The 26,371-nt window shown below is 42.1% G+C and carries 31 protein-coding genes; 7 read left to right on the forward strand and 24 right to left on the reverse strand.

What is annotated here, in order from left to right; all coding sequences use genetic code 11:
- Nucleotides 1-20: 20 nt before the first annotated feature.
- The 4 genes from YH65_RS09805 to YH65_RS09820 form a co-directional block, all read right to left on the reverse strand.
- The gene (locus tag YH65_RS09805) at nucleotides 21-1,466 is read right to left on the reverse strand and encodes a cbb3-type cytochrome c oxidase subunit I (protein WP_046551707.1); all 1,446 of its coding nucleotides are present in this window, start codon (nucleotides 1,464-1,466) and stop codon (nucleotides 21-23) included.
- On the reverse strand, nucleotides 1,456-2,127 hold the full coding sequence (locus tag YH65_RS09810; RefSeq protein ID WP_046551708.1) for a c-type cytochrome: 672 nt from the start codon (nucleotides 2,125-2,127) through the stop codon (nucleotides 1,456-1,458). The genes YH65_RS09805 and YH65_RS09810 overlap by 11 nt, the downstream gene beginning before the upstream one ends.
- A 131-nt stretch (nucleotides 2,128-2,258) precedes the next feature.
- Nucleotides 2,259-2,609 carry a hypothetical protein gene (locus tag YH65_RS09815; RefSeq protein WP_046551709.1) on the reverse strand — a complete coding sequence of 117 codons (351 nt, stop codon included), beginning with the start codon at nucleotides 2,607-2,609 and terminating at the stop codon, nucleotides 2,259-2,261.
- A 189-nt stretch (nucleotides 2,610-2,798) separates the two neighbouring features.
- Nucleotides 2,799-3,164, reverse strand: a complete 366-nt coding sequence (locus tag YH65_RS09820) for a hypothetical protein (protein ID WP_046551710.1) — start codon at nucleotides 3,162-3,164, stop codon at nucleotides 2,799-2,801.
- A gap of 177 nt (nucleotides 3,165-3,341) precedes the next feature.
- Here YH65_RS09820 and YH65_RS09825 point away from each other — a divergent pair, with 177 nt between their 5' ends.
- From YH65_RS09825 to hisIE, 5 genes are all read left to right on the forward strand, one after another.
- Nucleotides 3,342-3,725 carry a hypothetical protein gene (locus tag YH65_RS09825; protein WP_046551711.1) on the forward strand — a complete coding sequence of 128 codons (384 nt, stop codon included), beginning with the start codon at nucleotides 3,342-3,344 and terminating at the stop codon, nucleotides 3,723-3,725.
- A 2-nt stretch (nucleotides 3,726-3,727) separates the two neighbouring features.
- On the forward strand, nucleotides 3,728-3,916 hold the full coding sequence (locus tag YH65_RS09830) for a hypothetical protein (protein ID WP_046551712.1): 189 nt from the start codon (nucleotides 3,728-3,730) through the stop codon (nucleotides 3,914-3,916).
- 74 nt (nucleotides 3,917-3,990) lie between these two features.
- Complete coding sequence (locus tag YH65_RS09835) at nucleotides 3,991-4,905, forward strand: branched-chain amino acid transaminase (protein ID WP_046551713.1); 915 nt, start codon at nucleotides 3,991-3,993, stop codon at nucleotides 4,903-4,905.
- Nucleotides 4,906-4,938: 33 nt separating this feature from the next.
- A complete protein-coding gene (locus YH65_RS09840; protein ID WP_046551714.1) occupies nucleotides 4,939-6,027 on the forward strand; it encodes a prohibitin family protein in 1,089 nt (362 codons plus the stop codon).
- A 79-nt stretch (nucleotides 6,028-6,106) separates the two neighbouring features.
- Nucleotides 6,107-6,787, forward strand: a complete 681-nt coding sequence (gene hisIE / locus YH65_RS09845) for a bifunctional phosphoribosyl-AMP cyclohydrolase/phosphoribosyl-ATP diphosphatase HisIE (protein WP_046551715.1) — start codon at nucleotides 6,107-6,109, stop codon at nucleotides 6,785-6,787.
- Between the two features lie 54 nt (nucleotides 6,788-6,841).
- On the opposite strand, the gene purF is transcribed toward hisIE, so the two are convergent.
- The 7 genes from purF to YH65_RS09880 all read right to left on the reverse strand — a co-directional run bounded on the left by purF (nucleotide 6,842) and on the right by YH65_RS09880 (nucleotide 12,227).
- A complete protein-coding gene (purF, locus tag YH65_RS09850; RefSeq protein ID WP_046551716.1) occupies nucleotides 6,842-8,212 on the reverse strand; it encodes an amidophosphoribosyltransferase in 1,371 nt (456 codons plus the stop codon).
- Nucleotides 8,213-8,260: 48 nt separating this feature from the next.
- Nucleotides 8,261-9,028 (reverse strand): 4-hydroxy-tetrahydrodipicolinate reductase, encoded by a 768-nt coding sequence (gene dapB, locus YH65_RS09855; RefSeq protein WP_046551717.1) that lies wholly within the window; start codon nucleotides 9,026-9,028, stop codon nucleotides 8,261-8,263.
- 10 nt (nucleotides 9,029-9,038) lie between these two features.
- Entirely contained in the window at nucleotides 9,039-9,980 is a 942-nt protein-coding gene (gene trxB, locus YH65_RS09860) for a thioredoxin-disulfide reductase (protein WP_046551718.1), read from the reverse strand.
- A 146-nt stretch (nucleotides 9,981-10,126) separates the two neighbouring features.
- Entirely contained in the window at nucleotides 10,127-10,444 is a 318-nt protein-coding gene (gene trxA, locus YH65_RS09865; RefSeq protein WP_011979926.1) for a thioredoxin, read from the reverse strand.
- 119 nt (nucleotides 10,445-10,563) lie between these two features.
- A complete protein-coding gene (locus tag YH65_RS09870; protein ID WP_046551719.1) occupies nucleotides 10,564-11,346 on the reverse strand; it encodes a phytanoyl-CoA dioxygenase family protein in 783 nt (260 codons plus the stop codon).
- 34 nt (nucleotides 11,347-11,380) lie between these two features.
- A complete protein-coding gene (locus YH65_RS09875) occupies nucleotides 11,381-11,722 on the reverse strand; it encodes a YraN family protein (RefSeq protein ID WP_011979924.1) in 342 nt (113 codons plus the stop codon).
- On the reverse strand, nucleotides 11,715-12,227 hold the full coding sequence (locus YH65_RS09880; protein WP_046551720.1) for an ORF6N domain-containing protein: 513 nt from the start codon (nucleotides 12,225-12,227) through the stop codon (nucleotides 11,715-11,717). Before YH65_RS09880 ends, YH65_RS09875 begins: the two co-directional genes overlap by 8 nt.
- Before the next feature lie 279 nt (nucleotides 12,228-12,506).
- Here YH65_RS09880 and YH65_RS09885 point away from each other — a divergent pair, with 279 nt between their 5' ends.
- On the forward strand, nucleotides 12,507-13,481 hold the full coding sequence (locus YH65_RS09885; RefSeq protein WP_046551721.1) for a 5'-nucleotidase: 975 nt from the start codon (nucleotides 12,507-12,509) through the stop codon (nucleotides 13,479-13,481).
- 61 nt (nucleotides 13,482-13,542) lie between these two features.
- On the opposite strand, the gene YH65_RS09890 is transcribed toward YH65_RS09885, so the two are convergent.
- From YH65_RS09890 to YH65_RS09900, 3 genes are all read right to left on the reverse strand, one after another.
- Nucleotides 13,543-13,971, reverse strand: a complete 429-nt coding sequence (locus YH65_RS09890) for a nucleoside 2-deoxyribosyltransferase (protein ID WP_046551722.1) — start codon at nucleotides 13,969-13,971, stop codon at nucleotides 13,543-13,545.
- Nucleotides 13,968-15,569 carry an SIR2 family protein gene (locus tag YH65_RS09895; protein ID WP_052746179.1) on the reverse strand — a complete coding sequence of 534 codons (1,602 nt, stop codon included), beginning with the start codon at nucleotides 15,567-15,569 and terminating at the stop codon, nucleotides 13,968-13,970. The genes YH65_RS09890 and YH65_RS09895 overlap by 4 nt, the downstream gene beginning before the upstream one ends.
- Nucleotides 15,570-15,965: 396 nt before the next feature.
- Nucleotides 15,966-18,077: a molybdopterin oxidoreductase family protein gene (locus YH65_RS09900; RefSeq protein WP_046551723.1), complete on the reverse strand. Its 2,112-nt coding sequence runs from the start codon at nucleotides 18,075-18,077 to the stop codon at nucleotides 15,966-15,968.
- 131 nt (nucleotides 18,078-18,208) lie between these two features.
- On the opposite strand from YH65_RS09900, the gene YH65_RS09905 reads away from it, so the two are divergent.
- Complete coding sequence (locus tag YH65_RS09905; protein ID WP_046551724.1) at nucleotides 18,209-18,454, forward strand: hypothetical protein; 246 nt, start codon at nucleotides 18,209-18,211, stop codon at nucleotides 18,452-18,454.
- A 52-nt stretch (nucleotides 18,455-18,506) separates the two neighbouring features.
- On the opposite strand, the gene YH65_RS09910 is transcribed toward YH65_RS09905, so the two are convergent.
- From YH65_RS09910 to YH65_RS09955, 10 genes are all read right to left on the reverse strand, one after another.
- Nucleotides 18,507-19,007: a YajQ family cyclic di-GMP-binding protein gene (locus tag YH65_RS09910; protein WP_046551725.1), complete on the reverse strand. Its 501-nt coding sequence runs from the start codon at nucleotides 19,005-19,007 to the stop codon at nucleotides 18,507-18,509.
- Between the two features lie 30 nt (nucleotides 19,008-19,037).
- Entirely contained in the window at nucleotides 19,038-20,048 is a 1,011-nt protein-coding gene (locus YH65_RS09915) for a hypothetical protein (protein ID WP_046551726.1), read from the reverse strand.
- Between the two features lie 47 nt (nucleotides 20,049-20,095).
- Entirely contained in the window at nucleotides 20,096-21,373 is a 1,278-nt protein-coding gene (locus YH65_RS09920; RefSeq protein WP_046551727.1) for a homoserine dehydrogenase, read from the reverse strand.
- 13 nt (nucleotides 21,374-21,386) lie between these two features.
- Nucleotides 21,387-22,622 carry an LL-diaminopimelate aminotransferase gene (locus YH65_RS09925; protein WP_046551728.1) on the reverse strand — a complete coding sequence of 412 codons (1,236 nt, stop codon included), beginning with the start codon at nucleotides 22,620-22,622 and terminating at the stop codon, nucleotides 21,387-21,389.
- 15 nt (nucleotides 22,623-22,637) lie between these two features.
- The gene (locus YH65_RS09930; RefSeq protein WP_046551729.1) at nucleotides 22,638-23,156 is read right to left on the reverse strand and encodes a response regulator; all 519 of its coding nucleotides are present in this window, start codon (nucleotides 23,154-23,156) and stop codon (nucleotides 22,638-22,640) included.
- Nucleotides 23,143-23,829 (reverse strand): 23S rRNA (guanosine(2251)-2'-O)-methyltransferase RlmB, encoded by a 687-nt coding sequence (rlmB, locus tag YH65_RS09935; protein WP_046552155.1) that lies wholly within the window; start codon nucleotides 23,827-23,829, stop codon nucleotides 23,143-23,145. Before rlmB ends, YH65_RS09930 begins: the two co-directional genes overlap by 14 nt.
- 39 nt (nucleotides 23,830-23,868) lie before the next feature.
- Nucleotides 23,869-24,681, reverse strand: coding sequence for a 16S rRNA (cytidine(1402)-2'-O)-methyltransferase (gene rsmI / locus YH65_RS09940; protein WP_046551730.1), 813 nt, complete (start codon nucleotides 24,679-24,681; stop codon nucleotides 23,869-23,871).
- Between the two features lie 88 nt (nucleotides 24,682-24,769).
- Nucleotides 24,770-24,970: a 50S ribosomal protein L31 gene (rpmE, locus tag YH65_RS09945; protein WP_011979913.1), complete on the reverse strand. Its 201-nt coding sequence runs from the start codon at nucleotides 24,968-24,970 to the stop codon at nucleotides 24,770-24,772.
- Between the two features lie 252 nt (nucleotides 24,971-25,222).
- A complete protein-coding gene (locus tag YH65_RS09950) occupies nucleotides 25,223-25,891 on the reverse strand; it encodes a 16S rRNA (uracil(1498)-N(3))-methyltransferase (protein ID WP_046551731.1) in 669 nt (222 codons plus the stop codon).
- Complete coding sequence (locus YH65_RS09955; RefSeq protein WP_046551732.1) at nucleotides 25,875-26,300, reverse strand: hypothetical protein; 426 nt, start codon at nucleotides 26,298-26,300, stop codon at nucleotides 25,875-25,877. Before YH65_RS09955 ends, YH65_RS09950 begins: the two co-directional genes overlap by 17 nt.
- Nucleotides 26,301-26,371 lie beyond the last annotated feature (71 nt).

Raw genomic sequence — 26,371 nt, forward strand, 5'->3', positions numbered from 1 at the left:
AGATCCGTACCTTTTTGTATTTAGGCAGCCTGTGCTGCTTTTTGCTCTTTACCAATGGTAAGAAGATCCCACACAAGGTAGATGAATCCTACGAATGTCACCACACCCATAATCGCTCTCCAGACCATAGCCTGAACAAACCAAGGCAACTCCTGCGCAGCAAAGAATGCAGTCCATCCGGCACCAAGCTCAGCTCTTTCTACAAGTACCTGCTCATAACCGGCAATCGTCAAGGCTACAGTCATTCCCAGTACACCAAACACAATAAGGAAAATCCCCATTTTAGATTTAAAGGTTGCCTTTAATCTCTCAATACCATACGCATACTGAACACCCAGGTACATCATCCCGATAAGGATCGTAGCATAAGCCCCGAAGAATGCCAGGTGACCGTGAGCCGCTGTAAACTGTGTACCGTGTGTATAGATATTTACCTGTGGCAATGTGTGGAAGAATCCCCAAACACCTGCACCCAAAAAGTTACCAAACGCGTTTGTTACGATCCATGCAATAGCCGGTCCATTATTTGCAACAGCCCCTTTATGACCTTCTGCTTTTGCTATACCCTGTTCTTTACCCCAGTCGTAGAGTACGTGAACAAACATTGCTACCAATGGAACTGGTTCCAGTGCTGAGAATAGCGCACCAATTTCCCACCAGTACTCAGGTGTACCGATCCAGAAGTAATGGTGACCCATACCAAGGATACCAGAACCAAATAACATAAGAACTTCGATCCATAGCCACATTTCAACGATCTCTCGTTTAGCACCGATGATCTTGATAAGTGAATACGCTGCAAGAACTCCTACAAATACTTCCCAAGTCGCTTCAACCCAAAGGTGTATAACCCACCACCACCAGAATTGGTCCATAGAAATGTTATCTGTGAAGAACATACCTGCAACATAAAGACCGGCAAGCGCAAGCAAGTCAGCGACCATCACTGTCATGATCCCTGTTTTCTGTCCCTTCATAAAGGTTGCAAAAACATTCCAGTAAAAGATAAGTACAACTACGACGATACCGATATCGGCCCATCTTGGTGCTTCAACATACTCTCTACCTTCGTTGATCAGCCAGATAGATGCTTCAGTACCGGCACCGACCTGAATAAAGATATATACAAGTACAACCACTGTTACAGCAGCTGTTAGAACCCAGAATGCGAGTTTGCCAAGTCCGGCATGCACCAACTGTTCACCTGTTTCATCAGAAAGCATGAAATAGACCGATCCGATCATTGCATAAAGCATCCAGACGACCAGTGCATTGATGTGTACCATTCTGGCAACGTTAAAGTCAAACAGTTCAAACAAGAACCCCGGAACCAGGAATTGTATCGCAGCGATAAGACCCATAAGAAGCTGTGCACCAAAGAGTATGATCGCTACTCTGAAATACATCATTCCTAATTCTTTACCTTTATCACCCGCAAATTCATTTGTTTTAATACTAGTGAGCATTTGTGCCTCCTGCTTTGAATTGATCAACAGTTTTCGAGAAGTTTCTTGGGAAACCGTTGGTGTCGATACTACTCATATGCTTGAGGAAAGCTACCAATCCTTTTGCTTCATCTGCGGTAATACCGAGATTTGGCATCATACGTGCATGTGTAGGATACTGTGAAGGATGCTGAAGGAATTCAGCCATTGCTTCCTCGACTGTACTCTTTCCTGTCATACCCTGAAGCGGTCCGCCTTTCTGCCATGCAGGATCCAACCATGCTTTTGTAAGATCCGGAGCAAAATAAGCACCGTTACCTAAAAGTGTATGACAATTCATACAGTTCTTTGCCTGAGAAGTCAGTTTACCAAGGTGTAGCAATGCTGCTGCATCCTTTTGACTCCACTCTTTACCGAAGAATGGCTGTTTTTCACCGATCACCGGTACCTCATGCCCTCTTTTTTTACTCATTTTGTAATCAATTTTATAATTGATAACCGTTGCTGCCGGTACTCTCTTGTCTACCCCGTTCTTAAGGTCTGCATCTGTACCCATACTGATCTGTCCAAGCGTATCGAACGAAAGCCAGATAAGCAAAATCGTTGCAAATCCTGTTACCCATGCCGCTGAACGACGCCAGAATGGAATACTCGTCCATACCGAAACATTTTTGTTAGCCATGTGTCCTCCTTTTTTATTTATAAGACGCTTTTTGAACAAAGTCCAACAAAGCTACGCTAACGCTGAGCCAACTTCAGCAGTTGGCTCATGCAGCTGGCCGCATTGATATTTTGTTCACAAAACATACTTATTTATTTTGTATCCTGCACCGTATCGTCTGCTTCTTCATATCGCTCATCCGCTGCACTTATCAGATAAAAATAAAGATGCGGGATAAAGAAATACGCTACCATCGTTACCATCAGCACTTTTACGGTGAAATGGTTACTCTGGATGAGCATCGCGAAGTCGTACAGGAAGTAAGTTTGTAATGCCCAAAATAGATACCCTACAGGCATCCACTTTTTGGAAAAGTACCCCATTTTGGCAAGGGTGATGATCGCTGCATACCCTATACCAAAAAGAAGTACCAGTGTCGATTCAATGAAGATCGGTAAGAACTGATCCAACGCGATCTCCGGACGAACGATTAACTGCTCCATTCATGTCTCCTGTTGAAATATCTATTTACTAAAGGGGTCAAAACCCTAGAGCATAGGTGTATTATGACAGTTTAGAGGTTAGAAGAGCTTGACATATATCAAGAAAAAGGAGAAAAATCAAGGAAATTTATTTCTTGATTAAGTAGTAATTATAGTTATGCTTCGGAAGAAAAAGTTATGGATGCATCGTTATTCAACGATACATCTCGCAGCAAAGAAAGGTCTTGCGTAATTGGGTGAGACAAAGTTGTCACCTTCAAGTCTCCAGTCGTTTTCCTTTGTAATATACACCGACTGTGCCACTTTACGTTGCATTCTGCTTTCACAGATAACGGTCTGCCCATTCTCGAAAGCAGTTTGGACCGCTTCCATTCTGCTCGTGGTGATCTTGTAATGCAGCCCTACCATGATGGCGATCACCAGTGATACCCACAAAAGCCCTCTCTTCCATGCACCTTTTGCCATGAACGGCCGCGTACCGACAAAAAGAGTGATGAGAAGAATGATGCCGCCTAATATAAGGTAGGCACCTTCGAGATAGAAAAAGTTTTTCATAATATTATTTGCCTCTGTTTAGCGTAATTTAAATTGATAAATATATGGTAACACAGTTTCCCCTTGTCCTAATTGATATTCATCAAGCCTGCTTTAAACAAAAACATCTATACTTGCAGAAATCATTTTCATTACTATTACAGCAAGTTTATAGCTGAATATTTCAAAAGGCCCACCATGCAGAACATGCGAAAATATCTTCTACCCGCATTTTTCCTGGCTTTTCTCCTGATCGGCATCAATGCCCTGATAGAGAGCAAACCCAGCCCGAAAAATACACGGGTCTACAAAACCGTACAACAGTTCAGCCCCTATGCACTCGAAAAACGTTTTGGCGGCTTGCAGATCATCAACAAAGAAGACCCGAAATTCAAAGAAAAACCCAACAATATGACCATCTTCAAAGAGTTCGAGCGCCTGGAAAAAGAGTGGGGCAAAAAGCATTTAAAACTTAAAAATGATACACTGGTCATACTGGACAATAACGGTACAACAGTCCATACGCTGCCTCTTCAAAGTAAAGAAGAGACAACGTTCATACATCATTACTACGGGATATAATTATGCAGGATCTTGTCTTAACACTGGTCTTTTCCATTGTCATGCTGGTCTTCATGGCCTTCCCCGCTATGAAGATCTCCGACTGGCTGCAGGAGAAAATGGCATTCTCGGACAGAACTCATAATGTTCTCCAGATACTTCTCACTGTTTTCCTTTCCCTCTGCATAGGCCTTTTCCTTAAGTATGCATAACCACATATTAACAACAATTTAGCTAAAATAATCCATTAATTTTACATCCGTATCGGGTGTCTTGGAGTATAACAATGAATGAAGCAAAATATATCTGGATGGATGGAGAATTGATAGACTGGAAAGATGCCAAAGTGCATATTCTCACACATACAGTACACTATGGAAATGCTGTTTTTGAGGGAACCAGAGCATACCAGACTGAAGATGGCTTAGCCATTTTCAGACTGGATGATCACTGCAAAAGACTTTTCAATTCTGCCAAGATTGTTGCTATCAAACCAAATATGGATTATGAAACAGTAAGGCAGGCACATATTGAAGTACTGAGAAGTAATGGATTTACCGGAAATGTATATATGAGACCTCTTATATTCCTGGGATATGGACAAATGGGGGTACATCATGTCAAAGCTCCTGTCAGAACGGCGGTTGCTGCCTGGGAATGGGGGGCTTACCTCGGTGATGAAGGCCTTGAAAATGGTATTAAGGTCTGCACCTCGTCTATTACACGCAATCCGAACCGTTCTACTTTTGGCAAAGCCAAGGCAGCAGCAAACTACCTCAATAGTCAAATGGCCAAATATGAAGCTATTGAAAATGGTTTTGAGGAAGCACTCATGCTTGACGAGAACGGTTTTGCAGCAGAGGGAACAGGTGAGTGTCTTTTTATCGTAAGAGATGGTGTTTTAATTTCGCCTCCGAACGATAATTCCCTGGAATCTATCACCCAGGATACTATTTTAGAGCTCGCAAAAGATGCCAATATACCAATAGAGCGCAGAAATATTACCCGGGATGAGATCTATATCTGCGATGAAGCATTCTTTACCGGAACCGCAGCCGAAGTAACGCCGATCAACTCACTTGATCACAGAGTTGTCGGCAATGGAGCAAGAGGGCCCATGACAGAGCAGCTTCAAAGTGCCTATTTTGATGTTGTTTTTGGCAGAAATGAAAAATACAAACACTATTTGACTTATATTTAACATATAAATACATCAAAAACAAAAAGGAATGCAATGCCTGCAGACATGAACGACTATTTCAAAAAGAAAAAACCCAATAACAGCAATAATAACAATCAGGGAAACGGGAACAATAGTTTCCAAAACCCCATGGGAGGTATGGGAAAAGGTGCCTCATGGATACTCATTGTCATTGCCATTGCTTTTGGCCTTTTTGCCCTCAAACCTTTTACCATTATCAATTCCGGTGAGGTCGGCATCAAGATCAATACCGGTAAATTCGAGGACACTCCTTTACAGCCGGGACTACATTTCTATATACCCATCCTACAGAAGATCGTACCGGTCAATACCCGTATCAGGCTCATCACCTACTCTGATATCTCTACAGGCGCACTGGGTGAAGGATACAGAAATTATGAAGGCGGGCTTAAACGGAACCCTGCCATAACCGTGCTTGACAGACGTGGACTGACCGTCAATATCGATCTGGCCGTGCAGTACAGGCTGCGTGCCGAAACAGCACCAAAGACCATTGAAAAATGGGGTACGAGTTGGGAAGAGAAGATCATCAACTCCAAAGTACGTGAAGTGGTACGTGATGTCGTAGGACAGTACACGGCAGAACAGCTTCCCGAAATGCGTAATGAGATCGCTGCGGCTATTGAAACAAAGATCAAGCAGAGTGTACAGGAGCTTCCCGAGAAACCGGTCATCCTTACTTCTGTAGAGCTCAGGACCATCAATCTCCCCACAAAGATCAAAGAACAGATCGAGCGTGTACAGATCGCCAAGCAGGAAGTGACCATTGCCGAGCAGATGAAAGAAAAAGCGAAACAGGAAGCACAGCGTAAAGCGGAGATCGCACGCGGTGAAGCGGAGAAGAACCGTATCGAAGCACAGGGTGAAGCGGACAAGATCCGTATTGAAGCTGAAGAACAGGCCAAAGCGAACAAACTCATTTCAAATTCACTCACATCTGATCTTCTGCAGCTCGAGCAGATCAAGACACAGGGAAAATTCAATGAAGCACTCAAGGTCAACAAAGATGCTCAGATCTTCCTGACACCCGGCGGTGCGGTACCGAACATCTGGGTAGATGCCAAAGGCAAAGAGCAAAAAGCCATCTCGGCTGCTCAATAATATCTCGTAGGGTGTGCCATTGCACACCGCAGATAAGAAGAACGGACATCATCGGTGTGCAATGGCACACCCCCTACACATGGAGAAATTTATCATGACCATAGACTGGAACAAAAACCCCCTTATCCCCGCTATTGCACAGGATGCACAGACAAACGATGTCCTTATGCTTGCCTACATGAATAAAGAAGCCTATGAACTCACCCTCTCTACAGGGTATGCACACTATTTCAGTCGCTCTAAACAGCGGATCTGGAAAAAAGGTGAAAGTTCCGGGCATACACAGGAAGTTAAAGATGTACTTCTTGACTGTGATGCAGATACCGTGATACTCAAGATAAAACAGAACGGTGTTGCCTGTCATACAGGACGTAAAAGCTGTTTCTTTACCTCTGTCTTGCAAGAGAAGGTCATTCTGGACAAAGAGGTCGATACCGATGCCATTTACGGTGTGATCGATACCCTTTACCATACCATTCTTGAACGAAAAAATGCCTCAGCAGAACAGAAATCATGGACAAAAAAACTTCTGGATGACAAAGATCTCATGCTCAGCAAGATACGTGAAGAGGCGGATGAAGTCTGTGTCGCTATCGATGAAGAGAGTGATGAACAGGTTATCTACGAAACTGCCGACCTGCTCTACCATACCCTTGTAGGACTCGGATACAGAGAGATCTCTCCGGACAGAGTAAAACAGGAATTGGCAAGACGTTTCGGAATGTCAGGAATAGAAGAGAAAAAGAATAGAAAAAAATAACGGATTCATCCGTTGTTGTAGGTCGGGGTGAGGACACCCCAACCTACACTGTAATTAACACCCTCCGGCACACCCTGGACTCTCGGCACTTCCCCCCGCAAAATAATCCCCGTCAAAACTGACAAGTGAATAGTTTCTATCTTTTCCGAGAGACTCTTTCAATCCCTCTATGGACAAAAAACCAAGTGAATCGGCACCCATATTTTTAGCGATCTCTTCAGGAGTATATTTGGTAGAAACAAGCTCCTGCTTCGTCGGCGTATCGATACCGTATCGGCAGGGGTATTTGATCTCCGGTGCCGCGATGCGCATATGTACTTCTTTGGCACCTGCCTCTTTCAGCATTCTGACGATCTGCTTGGAAGTCGTACCTCTTACCAGTGAATCATCAATGATCGCTACTCTTTTCCCACGAATCAAATGTTTGATAGGAGAGAGTTTCATCTTCACTTTAAGGTCACGGATCTCCTGTGTAGGCTCAATGAACGTTCGCCCAACATAGTGGTTCCGTACGATACCCATCTCAAAAGGCACGCCCAGTCCGTCTGCATATCCTCTGGCGGCAGCCACACCCGAATCGGGTACCGGCAGAACCAGGTCAATGTCTGCCGGTGTCTCTTCGGCCAGTTTTCTACCCATTCTCAAACGCATTTCATAAACATTCTTACCATCGATAATAGAGTCCGGTCTTGCAAAATAGATATATTCAAAAGCACAAGGGTGATAATCAGGTTCAAATATCTGCTCGGAAAGAGGTTCTTTCCCCTCTTCGAAGATCAGCATCTCACCGGGCTTGACATCACGTACGAACTCTGCACCGACAAGATCAAAAGCACAGGTTTCGGAAGCGACTATCCATCCACCGTCTTTGAGCTTGCCAAGGCTGAGAGGACGAATACCGAATCTATCACGGATCACGAACATTTTGGAGCGGCTCTGAATGGCCAGACAGTAGGCACCCTCTATTTTATATATCATATCTTTGATACGGTCGACCAGCGCATCATTTTGGCTTTTGGCAATAAGGTGAATGATATTCTCAGTATCCATATCGGTCTGGAAAATAGCTCCACGATCAATCAGTCTGTTACGCACTTCGTTTTTATTAACAAGGTTTCCGTTATGCACGACTGAGATCTCACCGAGTTTATATTTGGCAAATACAGGCTGGGAATCACCGGCAGATTCACTTCCGGCAGTAGAATAACGGTTATGCCCTACAGCACATCCACCTTCCATACTGTCGAGTGTCTCCTGTGAAAAAACGTCTGCCACCATACCGCGTTTTTTGTACATGAAGATACGCTCACCGTTCGCCGTGGAGATACCCGTAGCTTCCTGCCCGCGATGCTGCATCGCAAAGAGAGAGTAATAGGCTACCGTAGAAGCTTTTTTCGCACCGAACACACCGACAATTGCACACATTATAAAGCTCCTTCTGAGTTTAGTGAATAGTTATAGTAATGTATCATTTTAGATTCCTAAACAATCATTGATGGAGTAAAGACCATTCTTCTGGTCTACCAGCCATTTTGCCGCTCTGATGGCACCTTTGGAAAAAGTCTCCCTACTGGTTGCCGTATGGTTGAGCTCGAGGAATTCACCATCATTGTAGAAACCGACCGTATGCCGCCCTACGATGTCACCGCCGCGCAGTGCCATTACCGCAATCTCATCCTTGGTTCTTGCACCGATCTGACCGTCCCTACCGGACACTCTTACATCATCAAGCTCAAGTCCACGCCCTTTGGCAGCGAATTCGCCCAGTGTCAGTGCCGTACCGCTTGGTGCATCTACTTTGTGTCTATGATGCTGCTCTACGATCTCTATGTCGAAATCTTTCAACGTCGCTGAAACCTGCTCAACCAGCTGCTTTAAAAGAGCGATGCCCGCAGACATATTGGAAGAGTAGAGTACCGGCATCTCTTTGGCCGCTTCAGTCAGAAGATTTTGCTGATGTGCCGTAAAGCCGGTCGTTGCAATGACAAGCGCCGTAGGATTCTTCAGCGCTTCTTCACAAAGCTCCTGTGTGGCGACAGGGGCCGAGAAGTCTATCACGACATTAGAGGCCTTAAGTACTTCACTCATGGAATTGGTGATGAGCACTTCATCGGGGACATCTACCGTCAGCTCATCGAACACATGCAGCGCAGCAAGCTCCAGCCCCTCTTCTTCAAGCACATTCTTGATCAGATGCGCACCCATTCTTCCTGTACTACCGACGATTCCTACTTTTGTCATACTGTTATCCTTATGCCTGTTCTTGAATATATGAAATTACCTGCAATGCAGCTGTCGCACCGTCACCGGCTGCAACCACGACCTGCTTTGGTGCCTCGACACGAAGATCGCCTGCGGCATAAAGCCCTTCTACCGATGTCCTCATACTCAGATCAACAATTACCTGACCCCAGTCGTTCATTTCACAGATGAATCCGCCGTTCTCATCTTGCAGTACTTCATTTCGTACATCATGCCCGACAAACACAAAGAGTCCTGTATTCTTCATATCTGTGATCTCATCTGTTTTTATATTCTTGATCTTTACACCCTGAAGTCCCATCGCATCACCATACGCCTCTTCAATAACAGAATCGGTCACAAGATGAATATTCTCTTTTTTCTCGACTCTCTCCATCGTTGGAGGTGCTGCCCTGAATGCATCTCTTCTGTGTACTACATAGACATCAGAACAGATGTTGGAAAGATATAGTGCCTCTTCCAGCGCGGTATCCCCCCCACCCAGTACGGTAACAGGTTTGTCTTTATAAAAGAATCCGTCGCAGGTTGCACAGGTACTCACACCTTTACCAAAAAACTCATCTTCACCTTTGAATCCCGCACGTTTAGGTACTGACCCCGTACAGACAACAGTCGTTTTTGCTTCTACCTGCTCTCCGCCCTCAAGTATAATGGTAAAATGTTCACCTGTTTTTGCTATGCGTTCTACTTTTTTCATTTCATGCTTGAGACCAAAATGAAAACACTGTTTCTGCCAGGTATCCATAAAATCCATACCTGTTTTGTCATGCTCGAAAAATCCCGGATAGTTCTCTATCTCCGAACTCTGCGTGATCTGTCCGCCCGGCATTCCCATTTCGAACATGGTTACATTCTTCAGCCCGCCTCTGGTCGCATAGAGTCCTGCCGTAAGCCCAGCAGGCCCACCACCGATAATTGCACAATCTAACATACTGAATCCTTGAAAAAGTTAAAATTTTTAAACAAATAATTACTGAAATTATACACTTTAAATACTTGGTTAATAATTTTTAAAAGGAGTTTGGTTTGGTTTAAGAGGGAGTACAGGAGGAAAACCTCCTGCAGTTACAGCACAGCTTACAGCAGTGCGTTGATTTTTTCTGCAAATGCATCTTTGGAAGCGGCACCTACCATTTGGTCCGCTACTTCACCGTTCTTGAAGAAAAGGATCGCAGGGATAGATCTGATACCGTATTTAACAGCAAGTTCCTGCTGCTCGTCAGTGTTCACTTTAGCGATAGTCGCCTTGCCTTCGTACTCTTCTGCCAATTCCTCAACAACAGGAGCGATCATTCTACAAGGTCCGCACCATGGAGCCCAGAAGTCTACCATTGTTACACCTTCAGCTACTGTCGCGTCAAAGTTTTCGCTTGTCAATTCTACATATTTTGCCATGTTTAAATCCTTTTATTTTGGTTTGATTGAAAGATTATATCTTAAATTCATTAATGGGTTATAGCTTATATTTATTATTTTGTCAACTTTTTGAGCCAAATTACCTTTGGGAACATTTTTTAATCCAGCGGTACTTCTTCAAATTCCGAAGAGCGTGTGCCTTCTATCGCTTTATTGCTGCACCCTTTGACGGTATAGACAAAGGATATCTTCGGTTCATCCGTACTGTTCCTGTTGGCTCTATGTAACAATTTGCAGTGAAAAAGGACTACATCCCCTTTCTGCAGCGGGTAACACACTTTCCCCGTAATGGCCTTCCGGTTCTCTTCACAACTGTCGGAGAAGTAGTCTTTCTCATCGAATTGTGACGGAGCAAAATCCATTTTATGGCTCCCCGGAATAAATTCAAGCACGCCATTCTCTCCATTCTCTTCATCAAGAGCCAGCCATACACTCACAAGATTGTCATTTTCAAAGTGCCAGTAGCGGAAATCCTGATGCCATCTGGTCTCGGTAGAGGTATGCGGCATTTTAGTCATAATGGAATTATGATGGGCAATGGTAATGGTCGGATTTTCTCCGAGTATCTGCTTCAGAACCGGACGTATCTTTTCATTCTCCATCCAGTGCTTGAATACAATATCGCGGTGATATACCTGTCTGAGGCGGCGAACCGTCACCTGTCCTTCAAAGAGATGTGCTTTCCCGTCCGAGATAAGCTTACGCTCCTCTTTGGTCTTGCCGACATACTCCAATTCTGTTTCGATCGGTGGTACTTTATGCTTCAGGTGTGCCAGAGCAATATCTCGTATCGTATCACAGAGCTCATGGTCTGCAAATTGGGGCAATAGCAAAAAGCCATTTGCTTCAAAATTCTGAAGCACTTCTTCTGTCAATCTCATCATTCACTCTTTAAATATTTATTATTTGCAATGATTATAGCGTAACATTCTCAATGAATTCAACTTCATCACCACGGATAATGAGTGCATCTACGGAAAAAGAAACATCGATCTTTTTACTTTTCATATAGTAGTGTGCAGAGTTAATCACTTTTCTGAGCTTGTCAGGCGTCACATTATAGACAGGGTCAAAGTCCGCTTTCCCCGACTTCACTTCAATGAAATGCAGTACCTCATCTTTCTGGGCGATGATGTCGATCTCACCTAGTTTTCTGGCGAAGTAATTCCGTTCGATGACAATAAAGCCTTCCTGCTCCAGGAACAGGGTAGCCAGATCCTCACTTTTATCACCAAAAATTTTGGGGAGTTCACGCATCTTTTATAAATCCCATAACTTTTTCATCTGTTCTTTGTGTATCGTTCATAAGAGTATCTAAGATATCAAATACTTTTTTGAACTGTTTATCATTTTTACGTTCAAGTTCTATAATTTTTTTACCCAAAGCATTGTAGTGTAAAGTAAATTCTCTGAGTTTCGTAAAGGTACGCATAATCTCTATACTCACATCTATAGCTACTTGACTTTTAAGTACCGCAGAGAGCATATAAACACCGTTTTCGGTAAAAACAAATGGTAATTTTCGTCTACCTCCATGCTTTTCCAAACTTGATATCACAAATTGTGATTTCAAGTTTCCATACTCTTCTTCTGTAAGTTGAAACATAAAATCTTCTGGAAATCTTTCTATGTTACGCTTAACAGCCTGATTTAAAATTCTTGTTTCTATCTGATACAATTCCGCTAAATCTTCATCAAGCATGATCTGCTTTCCACGTAGTGTGTATATTTTATCATGTATAGGTATAGTGAGTTCATTCATGGGTACTCCTGCCAGTTTATATTAGAAGTATAGAGGGAAAAAGAGGAAGGGGTTAAAAATATGTCATATTGTAATACTTTTCAAGCATTACAATTATATTTGCAAGTGTAGATTCCCTACGGTCATGACATCTTTTTAATAATCTCTGACTAAGAATTTCATTCTAAACGTCTGAAATGAAAAGAGAAAACCTTATAAAATTATATATTTTATGAGGTTTTATAAATAAGACATTCTTGCTATACTATTAATATTAAAATATCGTACTAAAGGAATCAAATGCCTCTCGATCTATCAGAATCTCTTGTAATTGGGATATCTGCAACCGCATTATTCGATCTTTCAAAAGCAGATAGCAATTTTCGTAAAAAAATAAAAAAAGATCCCGATACAGCTATTGAAAAATATAGAAATTATATGCTCAAGCATGAAAATGATCCACTTGACGATGGTACTGGTATGCCCCTTGTTAAAGCATTATTAAATTTGAATAAATATCAAAAAGAAGGTGAACCTCCTATAGTAGAGGTTGTGGTTATGTCAAGAAATAGTCCAGAAACAGGGTATAGAGTTCTGAATGAAATACGAAGAAGAAAATTGAAGATATCCAGATCGGCTTTTACTGCAGGGGAATCAAATGTAGATTACTTGGATGCCTTTTATGTAGATTTATTTTTAACAACAAGTGAAAAGGATGCACAAAGGGTTATTGATAGTAATGTATGTGCCTCTGCAATTGTAAAAGCTCCACCAAAAATAAATAAGCATCTAGCAGAGGATCAAGTTCGTTTTGCATTTGATGCAGATGCAGTAATTTTTAGTGAAGATAGTGAAATAGTAAATCAGACTAAGGGGTTGCCTGCTTTCCATGAGAATGAGGATAAGTCACAAGATATACCTCTGAGAAAAGGACCACATGCTAAACTTTTAATGAAGTTGGCAAAAGTTCAAGAGCGATTACCTGGAAGAATAGAGTTTTCCCCTATTAAAATCGCTATCATGACAGCACGGAATAGTCCTGCCGAAATGAGAGTTATCAAAACACTTAGAAGCTGGAATGTATATGTTGATGAAGCATTTTTTCTAGGAGGTTTGCAAAAAAGCCGTTTTTTAAAAGCATTTAAACCCCACATATTTTTCGATGATCAAGACTCTCATTTGGATCCTGCAGCAGGAGATGTACCATCTGCTAAAGTCCTATACCCAAGTGGTTCACCACTTACGAAAATGATTAAGAAAAAGAAAAAACATTAACAATTTTTCTTGAACTGAACCCTAAATTCATAATAGTTTTGTCACAGCTTTAAATTGGTAGCTAGGCTAGACCTTCCAGCCAATGTACAACATCTTCTGCATTGTCAAAAATTTTATCTAATGACATACTAATCATAGGATTATTCCCTGATGGTAGTTGCCTTCTTATATCAGTTTGTATCCCTATACATTTTTTATCTAAAGCATACATGTATCCAATTTCAAATGCAACACCTTCATCAATATGGGCACCATCTAAAATGGCGAGCAATATATCACAATTTTCCATAGCTGCAATATCTGCAGAAAAAATCTTTCTTTCCGCAATACTTAATGCTACTCCTTGATCAAGTAAGTTTTTAAGTAATAGTCCATCTTCTTGAGGTAAATAAACTTCATAACGAGAGGTCAATAAATTTTTTATAGACTTATTGTATATTCTTTCCTGCTCATTAAATAATGGTGCTGCTAAATATATTTTTTTTTTCATAAACTAATCCCGTCTTTTGCTAATTTTTCTAAGTTATTATGAAGATTTTTTTCATTGTAGTCATCGCAGAAAAGTACTTTAGCTGTATTTTTAATTGTGTCATGTAGAGAGCTTCGGCTATTTACTATACATGTTGAGTAATTCTCTGCGTAGAGTTTTTTAGTTTTTATATTCAACTCACTCAAAAATTCTTCTGTCCATGAAGCTTTTCTTTTTGCAAGCAATCTGCCTTTTTGTTCTTTTACATCACTCTCTAAGAAAACAACATTACCAGGAACTACCATTAGTCCTTCTCCATTGCTAATCCCCTTCAACATACTTTCTGCTCGTTTCTTTTCTTCCTCCTTATCGGTGGTAAAACTAATGGGGTCTAAAGGGCTCCTGTCTACCAAGAAGAAACCTTCCTTTTGCTCAGTTAACCATTTATTTTTTTTGCAAAATTGTCCGTTAATCCATTCTTCAACCTGTTTCTTTTCCTCTATATCTAAATCACTAAATGGTTTTACTAGCTCTGGTGGTCGTTTATCTATCCATTCCTCTAAAATATGAAAACTACCAAAATGTGATAGTATAGAAGACTTTCCAACAGCAACAGAGCCTACAAAATAATTTATAAACTTAACAGGTATCCCTAATTCTCTGGCAAATGATTGGAATTCTTCTGATTCTTGTGTAATTAGTTTAGCAAATTTACTAATTCCACTATCGTTAAAAAACAATGTAACTAAGTTATATGTAGTGAAATTAGAATTGAATATTGCTTCCTTCTCCTCATTACTTAAATCTTCATTTGTATATCGTATGTAATAATGATAATTACCCGGTGACAAAATAGCACTTTGCCGTAATAAATGTTTGAGCGTTGCATCCTCTAGTGATAAGCCAACTAATATACAAGTTTTCTTAGTAAATTGATTTAAAATCATATTGGATTTCCCTGACATGCTATCTAGTAATTGGTCAGAGAATGATTCGTCTGAAAATATTAATTCTTCACTTTGTTGGCTATTTTCATCTTCTGGCAAAAAACCATTAGGATGGTATATGACAGGAGAGTCTATCTTGTATTGACTATGGGATTCCCATAAGACTTGATATGGTTTCTGCATGTCTCCTTGATGATGCTCGGAAAGTATAAACTCTAACGTATCATCAAAATTATAATTTATCGTTATTTCTGAGTTTTGAATCATAGGAATAAAATCATTAAGATAAGGATGTGAAGCTATCTTATCTTTTCTACTTTCAAGAGCATCACGATATAGAGACAAATAAATAATACCTCGCCAATCCGACAGTAATCTTTTTTTTATAAAATATTCATCTTCTCCCTCAAATTCCTTTATTCTTTTTAGTTTAAAATGCTGGAATAATATATCTGTTATACTTGATTGGGGAACGGATTCTTTTAGAGATTCATATAGTGTTATACCATCAACCATGGGATGTTCTGCAATATCTTTAATAAGCTTTACCCATGATGGAAAACCTAAATTCATAGAGGCTCCTGCCCCGAACACAAGCCCAAGATTTTTATTCTTAAACTGTTGTCTTAAGTGAACAATCGCTTTATTATTTTCTTTTAATATATGTTCCATAATTCTTTGAATCCTTTTATCTTTAGGGAAAGACTATACTAAGTATTTTCTTTTGATCACTTATTCTGATATTAGACTGTATCCATTGCATAAAAAGTGAGCCACTTCATAAATCCATCTACGATATGTATAGTTTGTGTATAAAGCTCTATCAATTCTTCTGGGAGTTTAATTTTATTTTCCTGTTCTGATGGGCGTACAAATTATCATTCAGTATGATATCAGCAAATTACATAGGACATAATGAAAAATAAAAACCTCATAATCTAACATATTTTATAAGGTTATCCGCTGTAGCGACATTTGCGAGTCATAAACATATACCCTTCTATAAAAAACCTTATAAAATGTTCTATATAGGAGGTTTTATAAGGTCACAAACTGTGACCTTTCAGATTATCCGCAAGCGATCTCATCCCCTACAGGGATCACATCCACCTTAACCGATTTGAATCTTGCTGTCATAATAAGCTCATCACACTCATCCCCAAAAAGCGCATTGATACGGCTTTTGGCATGGTGAAAGGTGCAGAAAAGTGTCTTTGCCTTTACCTTTTCGGTATATTTTACCGTCAGTGCCTCACTTTCTCCATATTCGCTTTTGAGGATCACTTTATCTCCGAACCTCTCCTCATCTTCAAGTGATGCGAGCAGCACATCCTCATCATACTTAGTGTCGAGCTTGGAGCTTCTTTTGGTCTGGGCGGCATTGTTGTAGTGTGCCAGTGTACGGCCCGTTGTCAGGTAATACCCTTCAAGAGAGTCATTATAAAATCTCTTTTCCATGATCTCCTGGACCATGCCCCTTGGTTCATACTGCTTGTAGACATACTTTCCAAGTCCGTCATCCGTACGGAAATCAAGCAGATGAAGTACGGGGGTATCCTCATGGTAGATCGGCCACTGCATCCCTCTTTTTCTGTGACGTGCCAGCCTGTAGTAGTCTGCACCGCTGAATCTGCGTGGTGCCACTTCCCTTACCTCGTTCCAGACATCTTCGGATGTTTTGAAGTTGAAGTTCTCTCTGTCCCCAAGTTTCTGTGCCATTTGTGTAAGCACTTCCCAGTCATCAGGAAGATCAGATTTAACCAGTGGCTGTGAGAGGTGCAGACGGCGCATTGCATTGACATAGACACCTGTCTTCTCGTAGGCCGAACGCACACCGATGACCATGTCGGCACGCTGGGCAATATCGTTCATGAAAAGCTCCTGTACCATCAGGAACTCAAGCTCTCCGATCGCCTTTTCGGTCTTGTTGACATTGGGGTGGATATGGGTGATATCCTCTCCCATGTTGAGCAGCCCCTTAATACGTCCTTCTATCATCGCATCCACAAGCTGCGGTGTCATCAGTCCTTCTACTTTTGGCTTCTGATAATCCGGTGCAAAGTATGGCAGACATCCCATATCGCAGGCACCCTGTACATTATTCTGTCCACGAAGCGGCATAAGTCCTGCACCGGTCTTTCCCACATTTCCCGTCATCAGCGCCAGGTGGGTGATCGCCATAACAGCATAGGAACCGTCCAGATGCTCGGTGATACCCAGACCCCAGAAAATCATCGATTTTTTGACCGCATACTCTCTTGCGATATTGGGGATCGTTTTTGCAAGATACTCATACCCTTCGACCTCTTTAAAGAAAGAGGGATCGGCATACGGATCATTCAGTATCTTCTCTTTGAATTCCTCAAAACCTTTGGTGCGGTTATTGATGAAACTTTCGTCGTACAGCTCTTCATCGATGATCACATAAGCCATCATATTGAGTATAAGAAGATTCGCTTCATAAGGAATGACGCAGTTGTGTTTGGCCAAGCGTGCCAATTTTGTTTCACGCACATCAATGACAGCCAGATTATTGTGTTTTTTTGCCATATCGACAATACGGTTCGCGATGATCGGATGTGCTTCCATCGTGTTGGAACCGATCACGATCATATATTCACACTCATAGATATCGTTGTAAGGATTGGTCGCAGCCCCCTCCCCTATGGTTGCCCTCATCCCTTTGAGGCTTGGAGAATGACAGACTCTCGCACAGTTGTCCACATGCGGAGAGTCCATGGTCTCACGACAGAACTTCTGGAAGGCATAAGCAGATTCACATGATGTTCTCGCACCTCCTATAGCACAGAAACTGTCACTGCCGTACTTCTCTTTGATCTCAGAAAGTTTCATGGCAGCGATCGTGGTTGCCGTATCCAGATCGCAGGTCATATAATTGGTATCGAATTCGGAAAGTTTTGAAGAAAACTGCTTCTGGATATGAGGATTTTTTTCCAAAAAAGTCTTTTTGATACGCGGTTCACGTATCCGGTCCTTTGCATCGACAAAGTCATACCCGTACTTGCCTTTAATACAGAGTTTTCCTTCAGAAACCACCCCATCCTTCTGTGCAAATATCTTGACGATCTTGTTGTTCTCCACCACACCGGTAATGTCGCACCCGACACCACAATAGGTACAGACACTCTCTATCTCTTCCCGTTCATATTTCTTTGTCATCGTACGCCTTTACAGTCAAAATGCTTCTTTTTTAATAAATAAGATTAAATTTATCCTATTTAGACTTAAATTAACGTTTATTTAAGCCCTTTGGGTTATTGTTGGGAACTATTATATCAAAAAGGATAAACATGTTTACAATTACTGTAGAAAAAGAGTGTGGATGTTTCCAAAAAAGCGATTTCACGAACAATATATCGTTCGACAATAAAGACGATGCCCTCATAGAAGCCATGGACATGGTAAAGCATATGAATGAAGAATTTTGCAACAAACACAACTTCAGACTCGAAGAGGACGGACAGCATTTCGATATCTTCGTAGCAGACACACCAAAAGCCCACTCAGGATGCTGCGGCGGGGGACACTGTGGCTAATCAGCCGTTCAACTGATTTGGAGTGCAGAAAAATGGTGCGCAATTGCGCACCCTACTTGAAGTTCCCAAAAGTCAATGGTGCTTTGAGATCCTCCATTTGCTTGACCAAGGCGATCACAGCCTGAAGATCATCGATCTTTTTTCCACTGACACGTATCTCATCACCCTGAATGGAAGGCGTAACCTTCAACTTGGCATCCTTAATCGCCTTGACGATCTTCTTTGCCTCATCTTTTTCAATGCTGTCAACGATACGGTAAACCACCTTCACATTTCCGCCGCTGATCCCTTCTGTTTTTACCTCATCAAGTGACTTGGTGGAAAGCCCACGCTTTATCATCTTGCTCATCACGATATCTTTGAGTGCATCTATCTTACTGTCACTGGAACTGGAGAGATTCAGTACTTTCGCTTTTTCATTCAACTCTATCTCGGTCATTATTCCCTTGAAATCGAAACGTGTACTCACCTCTTTTTTTGCCTGCTCGATAGCATTTTTCATTTCCATCATGTCCAGCTTGGCAGATATATCGAAATAGTGCTCTTTTGCCATTTTAGTTTTCCTTTTTGTATACTTTAATGATCATACCAATTGATTCTTTAAATAAGAGATAAGTGACAATTCATTTACAAGTGTTATTTCATACATACTTGTTAATCCTTTAGCCTGTTCATCACTTAACCCAAATATACAAAGAATAAAATTTTCTTTTTTGATATCAAGTTTTTTTCTTAATGAAAAATATTTGTTTAAATCCTGTCTGAATTCACCTGTTTTACACTCTATACATACAGGATCATTATGATTATTAATGAAAAAAATATCTAATTCATTTTTGTCATTATTTGGAAAAATTATATTCACACTTCTTGCTATCGCCGGTGTTATATTTTTTTCTAAAAACAGATTTAGAATCTTTATCAAAACAAACCATTCCATCCACAGACCATTAAAAAAACTTTTTATTTTAGGAATTTCCTGCAAGGTCATATAAATTACTTTTTCTTTTTTTTGAAAATGATATCGTGTAACAAAAGAATATGTATATAGCATGTTACAAAATTTTACGATTGCCTGAATCTCTTTATCACTCTTTTTAGATAGTGCTAGTTTGACTGTATCATATTTTTTACTTTGTATATATTTTATTTGACTAATGATTGGACCGATTGTATTAAAATCATCTCCAATACCAATAGCAATTTCATCAAAAAATCCTGTAGTATCCATCATCCCAGAATCAATTTCAGCTGTGATATTTTTATTCTTAAACCACTTAATTATAGGAGCATAATGCTCTTTTTGTGAAAAGAGATCTGTATTGTGAATATCTAAATTATCAATAGGTAAAGCATCATATACCTCAAGTATATCAACTTGATTCTGTAAACCATTTATATTTTGAAGTTCTTTTTTTAGTTCAGTTAACTGTTTACTTTGCAAGAGATATTTTTCTGTTAGCTTTTTGATATAGTTTACTGTATTTTGGACAATAGTCTGTTCTTGACATTTTGGACATTGTGCACGCCTACCTATATAGTCATTGGATGTTTCCTGAATATGTCCACATCCACTGCATTTAAAAATTGCCACAACATAAACCTTTCTTTCACTTTAAAGCTACAGAGTACTATTTTATTTTACTTCTCAATCCTCATCATCGCAATCTCACCATGTACCACATCGAGTTTGCCAAGCGCTTTGATCGCATCCTGCATCTTGCTCTCCTGTGTCTTGTGCGTTGTGAAAAGAAGTTTTGCGATCTCTTCGTTGTGGGTCGGTTTCTGCAGCATGGACTCTATGGAGATACCGAATTCACCCAAGGTGGAGGTAATGGCAGCCAACACACCGCTCTGGTCATCCACCTCCAGTCGGATGTAGTACTGTGTTACGATCTCATCTTTGCTCAAGAGTCTGAGGCCACTCTCCAACCCTTTTTTATATCCGAGCATAGGCCCCTGGTTCCCTCGCACGATGTCGACGATGTCGGCAATGACCGCGGAAGCGGTGGCATCGCCGCCGGCTCCCGGCCCGTAATACATCGTTTCACCCACACGGTCACCGACAACGGTCACAGCATTCATCACACCGTCCACTTTGGCAATCATGCTCTCCTGTGGTATCATCGTTGCATGCACACGCAGCTCCACACCGCTTTCACCGTTTTCATCTTGCACTTTTTTGGCAATGCCAAGCAGTTTAATCTCGTAACCGAATTCTTTGGCAAAGGCTACATCTGTCTGCGTGATGTTCTCGATACCTTCTATGAGGATATCTTCCGGCTTGGCATCCAGGCCATACGCAATGGAAGCGAGGATCAGCAGTTTGTGCGAAGCGTCGAAGCCGCCTACGTCGAAGGTCGGGTCCGCTTCAGCATACCCCAGGTCCTGTGCCTCTTTGAGGATCTCGTCATACTGTGCGCCTTCGTTGATCATTTTGGTGAGCATATAGTTACAGGTACCGTTCATGATCCCCTGAATAGATTCGATATGGTTGGCAGAAAGACCGGTTCTCAGAGCACCAATCACCGGGATACCCCCGGCAGTACTCGCTTCGTACATCAAAGGGATGTCTCCTGCGATCTCCTGAAGCTCGTAACGATGGTAGGCAAGGAGGGCTTTGTTCGCCGTCACCACCGCTTTACCGTTTTCCAATGCTCTTTTAACCAGTGCATAGGGTTCTTCCACTCCCCCCATCAATTCCACAACGATATCGATCTCGGGATCATCCACCACATCCGAAGGATTGTCGCTCAATACGATATCGACTTCTCTCTTCTTGCTCAGGTCTCTAACCACACCTGACTTGACGACGATCTTTTTGCCGGCTCTTGCTTCGATAATGTCACCGTTCTCTTCAAGTATCTTCGCAACACTTTCACCCACAGTGCCTACGCCCAAAATTCCTATTTTAACCATATTTCAACTTCTTTTATTGAATTTTTTTCTTTTTATCCTCAAGTTCTTTCAGGAACTTCTTGATATTTTTTGCCGCCTGACGGATACGCTTTTCATTTTCGATCAATGCAATACGCACATATTCGTCACCGTACTTTCCAAATCCGATACCGGGACTCACAGCCACACCGGCATGGAGCAGCAACTGTTTGGAGAATTCAAGGGAACCCATATCCCGTGCCACTTCAGGGATCTTTCCCCAGATGAACATAGAAGCATTCGGTTTTGCCAGTGGCCAGCCTGCATTGGTAAAGGCTTTGATCATCACGTCACGCCTTTTCTCATAAAGAGGGATGATCTGGTTCTCAGGTACATCATGATGTTCATTGAGTGCGACGGTCGCAGCGACTTGAATAGGCGTGAACATACCGTAATCCAGCCAGGACTTGATCGCCTGCAGTGCACCGATAAGCTTCTTGTTCCCGACCACGAAACCAACCCGCCATCCCGCCATATTGTAGGATTTTGACATCGTATAGGCTTCCACAGCCACATCTTTGGCACCCTCAACTTCCATAATGGAGGGTGTCTTGTACCCGTCAAAGGTGATATCGGCATAGGCGATATCGGAAATAATATAAAAACGTTTCTTTTTTGCCAGAGCGACCAGCTTTTCATAGAACTGCGGCGTTACCGTCGCCGTTGTCGGGTTGTGCGGGAAATTCACTACTAGGAACTTGGCCTGCGGCACGGAGTTGTCCAATGCCTCTTCCAGATCGGAAAGGAAACGCTCCTCGTCCACTTCAAAGGTCTCTTCATCAAAGACCAGCTTCATCTTCTCAACATTCGCACCTGCCAGTATGAATGCCTGCGAGTGGATAGGATAGGTAGGGTCAGGCACGATAGCCACATCTCCGGGATTGGAGATCGCCTGCACAAGGTGCACATATCCCTCTTTGCTTCCCATGGTCGCAACGATCTCTGTATCAGGATCAAGGTCTGCATTGTATTTTCTTTTATACCAGTCACTCATTGCCAAACGGAGTTTGTAGATTCCTTTACTGGCACTGTAGCCGTGTGTCTTGGAGCGGTTCGCCACTTCGCAGAGCTTGTCTATGATCGGCTGCGGTGTATCTGCATCAGGATTTCCCATAGAAAAATCGATGATATCCTGCCCTTTGCGTCTGAGGTCCATTTTCAGATCATTGATCTCCGCAAAGAGGTATTTGGGCAATCTGTTTATCTTTTCAAACTGTATTTCTTCAAACATGTTTTTCTCTCTTACTTAATTTTCTGAACTGTCTATTTCATGATCGTTTTGTGCCGTACCTGTCTCATTCTTATCTGCGGCAAGTACATTTTGGATACTGAGTTCTTCAATATCCTCTACCTTGTTTTTGGAAATGCTCGTCTTCACACTCTTGGCTTCATTGAAAGGCAGTAGCTCTTTGAGTTGTGACCGGTCGTATTTCATAAAAAAGAACCATGACGCATATCCCAGCAGAAGAGGAACGATCAGCCAAAGCCATTTCGATCTTCCTCTCTTCTCTTCCATGATTGGCAGTCCCATCGTCACACTCTCTTCTGTACGATGCTGATCATAATAGTCCAGGGCATCTTCTCTGAGTTTGTTCAGATCAATGCCGTATTCTCTCTCCAGGATCGAGATGAATCCCAAAGTCTTGACTTTTTTAATAGTGCTAAAATCATTGTTCAACAGGTACTCCAGATTCTCTTCAGAGATCTTCGTTCTCTGGCTGATCGTTTTTATGCTGTTCTCTTCAAGCAAATCATTTAACTGCATAACCCATCCTGTGTATTAAAATTGCTGCTGCCGCACTGACATTCAGCGAGTCGAATGCATGTTTCATCTCTATTGAAATGAGATGGTCTATCTTTCCCTGTGCCTTTTTGGAAAGCCCTTTGCCTTCACTGCCCAGTATTAATGCGCGTTTGCGCTCGAACTCCATTGACTGTACTGCTTCACCTTCCATAGCCGCACCGTAAAGCTTGAAGCCCACCTGATGAAGCTCATTGCAGACATCGAGGATGTTCGGTATCAGCAGAAAAGGCATATCCAGCAGCGCTCCGGAGCTGGTCCGGGCTATCGCTTCAAAATTCAACTGTTTGACCCCCGTTGCTATCACGGCATCTGCTCCCAGCGCATAAGCACTGCGCACAATGGCACCGATATTCCCTACATCAGTAAGTCCGTCAAGGATCACAATGAAATCCTCCCGTTTCACGTCTGAAAGGAAAGGCTGTTCAAGCTCGGAGATCTCCAGAAGCAAACCCTGATGATTTCCGCCTTTGCTCATGGATTGTGCCCATTTCTCTTCGAGGAACTTTATCTTGTCGTGGAACTGGTGAAAAAGCTTTTGCGGCAAGATCCCTTTTTTAGCGACATAAACAGTGCTGACTGTATCGGGGTGCTTCTCCAGTGCATAGAGGCACACCTGCTTTCCATAAATAATCATAGGATAGATTTTATCCAATTTTTACTTGAGGGTGGTTTTCTAATGTTTAATTAAGGTTTCATACCACTCTTTAACAGGTCTGTCACTGAGCTGTGCCAGCAGTTTTGCCTTGACCTTCGGTGGTAGATCAAGCGTGAGAACCTCATCGAAACTGAGAGACTTGTGCAGGCTTTTTTTTGCTTTGATGACCACGACCCATTCACCGCGTATCGTCATCTCTTGAAAGTCATCTCTGAGGGATTTGGCATTGCCTCTATAGTAATGCTGATACTTTTTACTGATCTCTTTTGCCAGAAAAAGTTCACGTTCTGCATCCATCTCCACGATCTCGTCAAGCAGTTTTGCCAAACGGTGTGGGGCTTCATAGAGTACGGTATTGTATCCGTTGTTCATCGCTTCACTCAATGCGGTATTCCGCTCTTTTCCCTTGTGTGGCAAAAAAGCGTAAAAGAGGAACTTTCCCTCTTCAAAACCCGAAGCTGCATAGGCAGTCGTAACCGCAGAGGCGCCGGGAAGTACATCATATGCTATCCCGTTCTGCTGGCAATAGGCTACCAGTATCTGCCCCGGATCAGAGATGACAGGCATACCTGCATCGGAGACATACACTACCTCTTTACTCTCCAAGATATCACCAAACTGTGCAAGTCTTTCTTCTCCGTTATGCTCATTGAAAGAGTGGAACTGGGCATCGGGATACACCATACCGAACCGCTCTTCAAGCAGTTTCAAAAGCCGTTTGGTCTGGCGTGTATCTTCACACAGGAAAAGTTCGGCTTTTTCAAAAAGCTTCATCGCGCGAAGTGTGATATCCTGTGGATTTCCGATAGGTGTTGGAATAAATGTGAGCATTGTATTACTTTAAAAGTTTGAAAGAAAGAGACGTTCTGTGAACGTGGGTTTTGTGCCCCGCAGATCGCGGAGCGGTACATAAGAAAAATTAACCGAGGTTGTATTTTTTCTTAAATTTGTCAACTCTACCTGCAGCATCAAGGATCTTCTCAGAACCTGTGAAGAACGGGTGACACTCGTTACAGATATCGATGCTCATTTCGGGCTTGTTTGATCTTACTTCAAACTTGTTCCCGCAAGCACAAGTTACTTTACATTCCATATATTCAGGGTGAATACCTTTTCTCATTTTGAGACCTTTTCATAGTTTTTTTAAGTAAGGCGTAAAAAACAAAGCAACTAGTTGCTTGAGCCTGCTGCTGAAGCAAACTCAGCGTTAGCGTAGCAAATGAGAGCTTTGCTCGATTGCGTCCTTTTAATGACAGGCAACTAACCTGTTCTAACCGGATCCCGGTTCTTCCGCTGTATTCACAGGGGTCGCTGCAACGGTCTTTGCCGAGACAACTTTAGGGCAGAATTATATCGAAAAAATTTTAAAGAATCATAAAAGCAGTTTTGATGCCACCGCACAGACAGCACTTTCACTCTTCAAGATAAGCGGTGTATCGAACCCAACGATATTCTCCGGGGCAAAAAGTGCAACTTCACCCTCATGAAATCCGCCTTCACAGCCTATCACTATCGTCTCCACTTCACCCTCTGAAATAAAATTGTTTTCAGAGAAGTTCAGCATTTTGCTCTGAGGATACTCTTTAAGAAAACTTTCCAGGTCTTCAGCCAGCTCAAGTTGCATCATAACTGATCTTCCCGACTGCTGTGATGAATTCAGGAGTATCTTTTCCAGACGTTTGAAGTCAGGCTTGAAACTTTTTTGGGAACGTTTGCAGTAGATAAAAGTGATCTTCTCCACTCCCATTTCATTCAGTGATGGCAGTACTTTCTCAATATTTTTGGGGTCGATAACACACCATCCGATATGCAGTGGCTTTGATGCCTTGACTTCAAGTAGACTGCTCTCCTGCAACGCGAGGATCGCGGAGCGTTTGTCTATATGTGTGACCGTATAGCGGTAGAGCAGGCCATCTTTGAGGTTACGCAGGTAAAGGATATCATCAGCCTTGTGACGGCGTACTTTAAACAGGTAACGGTGTGCATCACCCTCCAGTATCAGCTGTGGTCTTCCGGCCTCTTCGTTATAAAGATACTGCACCCTTGGCTTCCATTATTTTAAGTACGACCATAGCAACGACAAGAAGGACCTGTACCGATGAAATTTTGATGAAAAGGCTCTTGAGCAACGCATGTTTCGCCGGGTCCTGAACATCTGTCACTTTGATCACTTTGTACTTTTTGATCTCGATGAACATCATCGCACCCCAGATGAGGATCATAAGAACGATACTCAAACTGAATCCATAATCACCCATTACCATTGCCACCAGACCGGTAAATGCGATCATTGAAGCGAGCGCCTGGAAGATCATCGTATAGATGAAGCTGGCCTTCCTGAACTTCAAAGGATCTTTTGCCGTCATTTTCGGAATAAAAAATCCTGCAAGCAAAAAAACCAGAAATATCTTGACCAGTATACTGTGCGAAATAATGACCTGTTCTACCATAAAAACTCCTGTTGGGGCCATGTCACCCGTAAATTAAAAGTGGATTATACCCTATTTTGATATAATCACTC

This window comes from Sulfurovum lithotrophicum, from assembly GCF_000987835.1.
GTDB classification, from domain to species: domain Bacteria; phylum Campylobacterota; class Campylobacteria; order Campylobacterales; family Sulfurovaceae; genus Sulfurovum; species Sulfurovum lithotrophicum.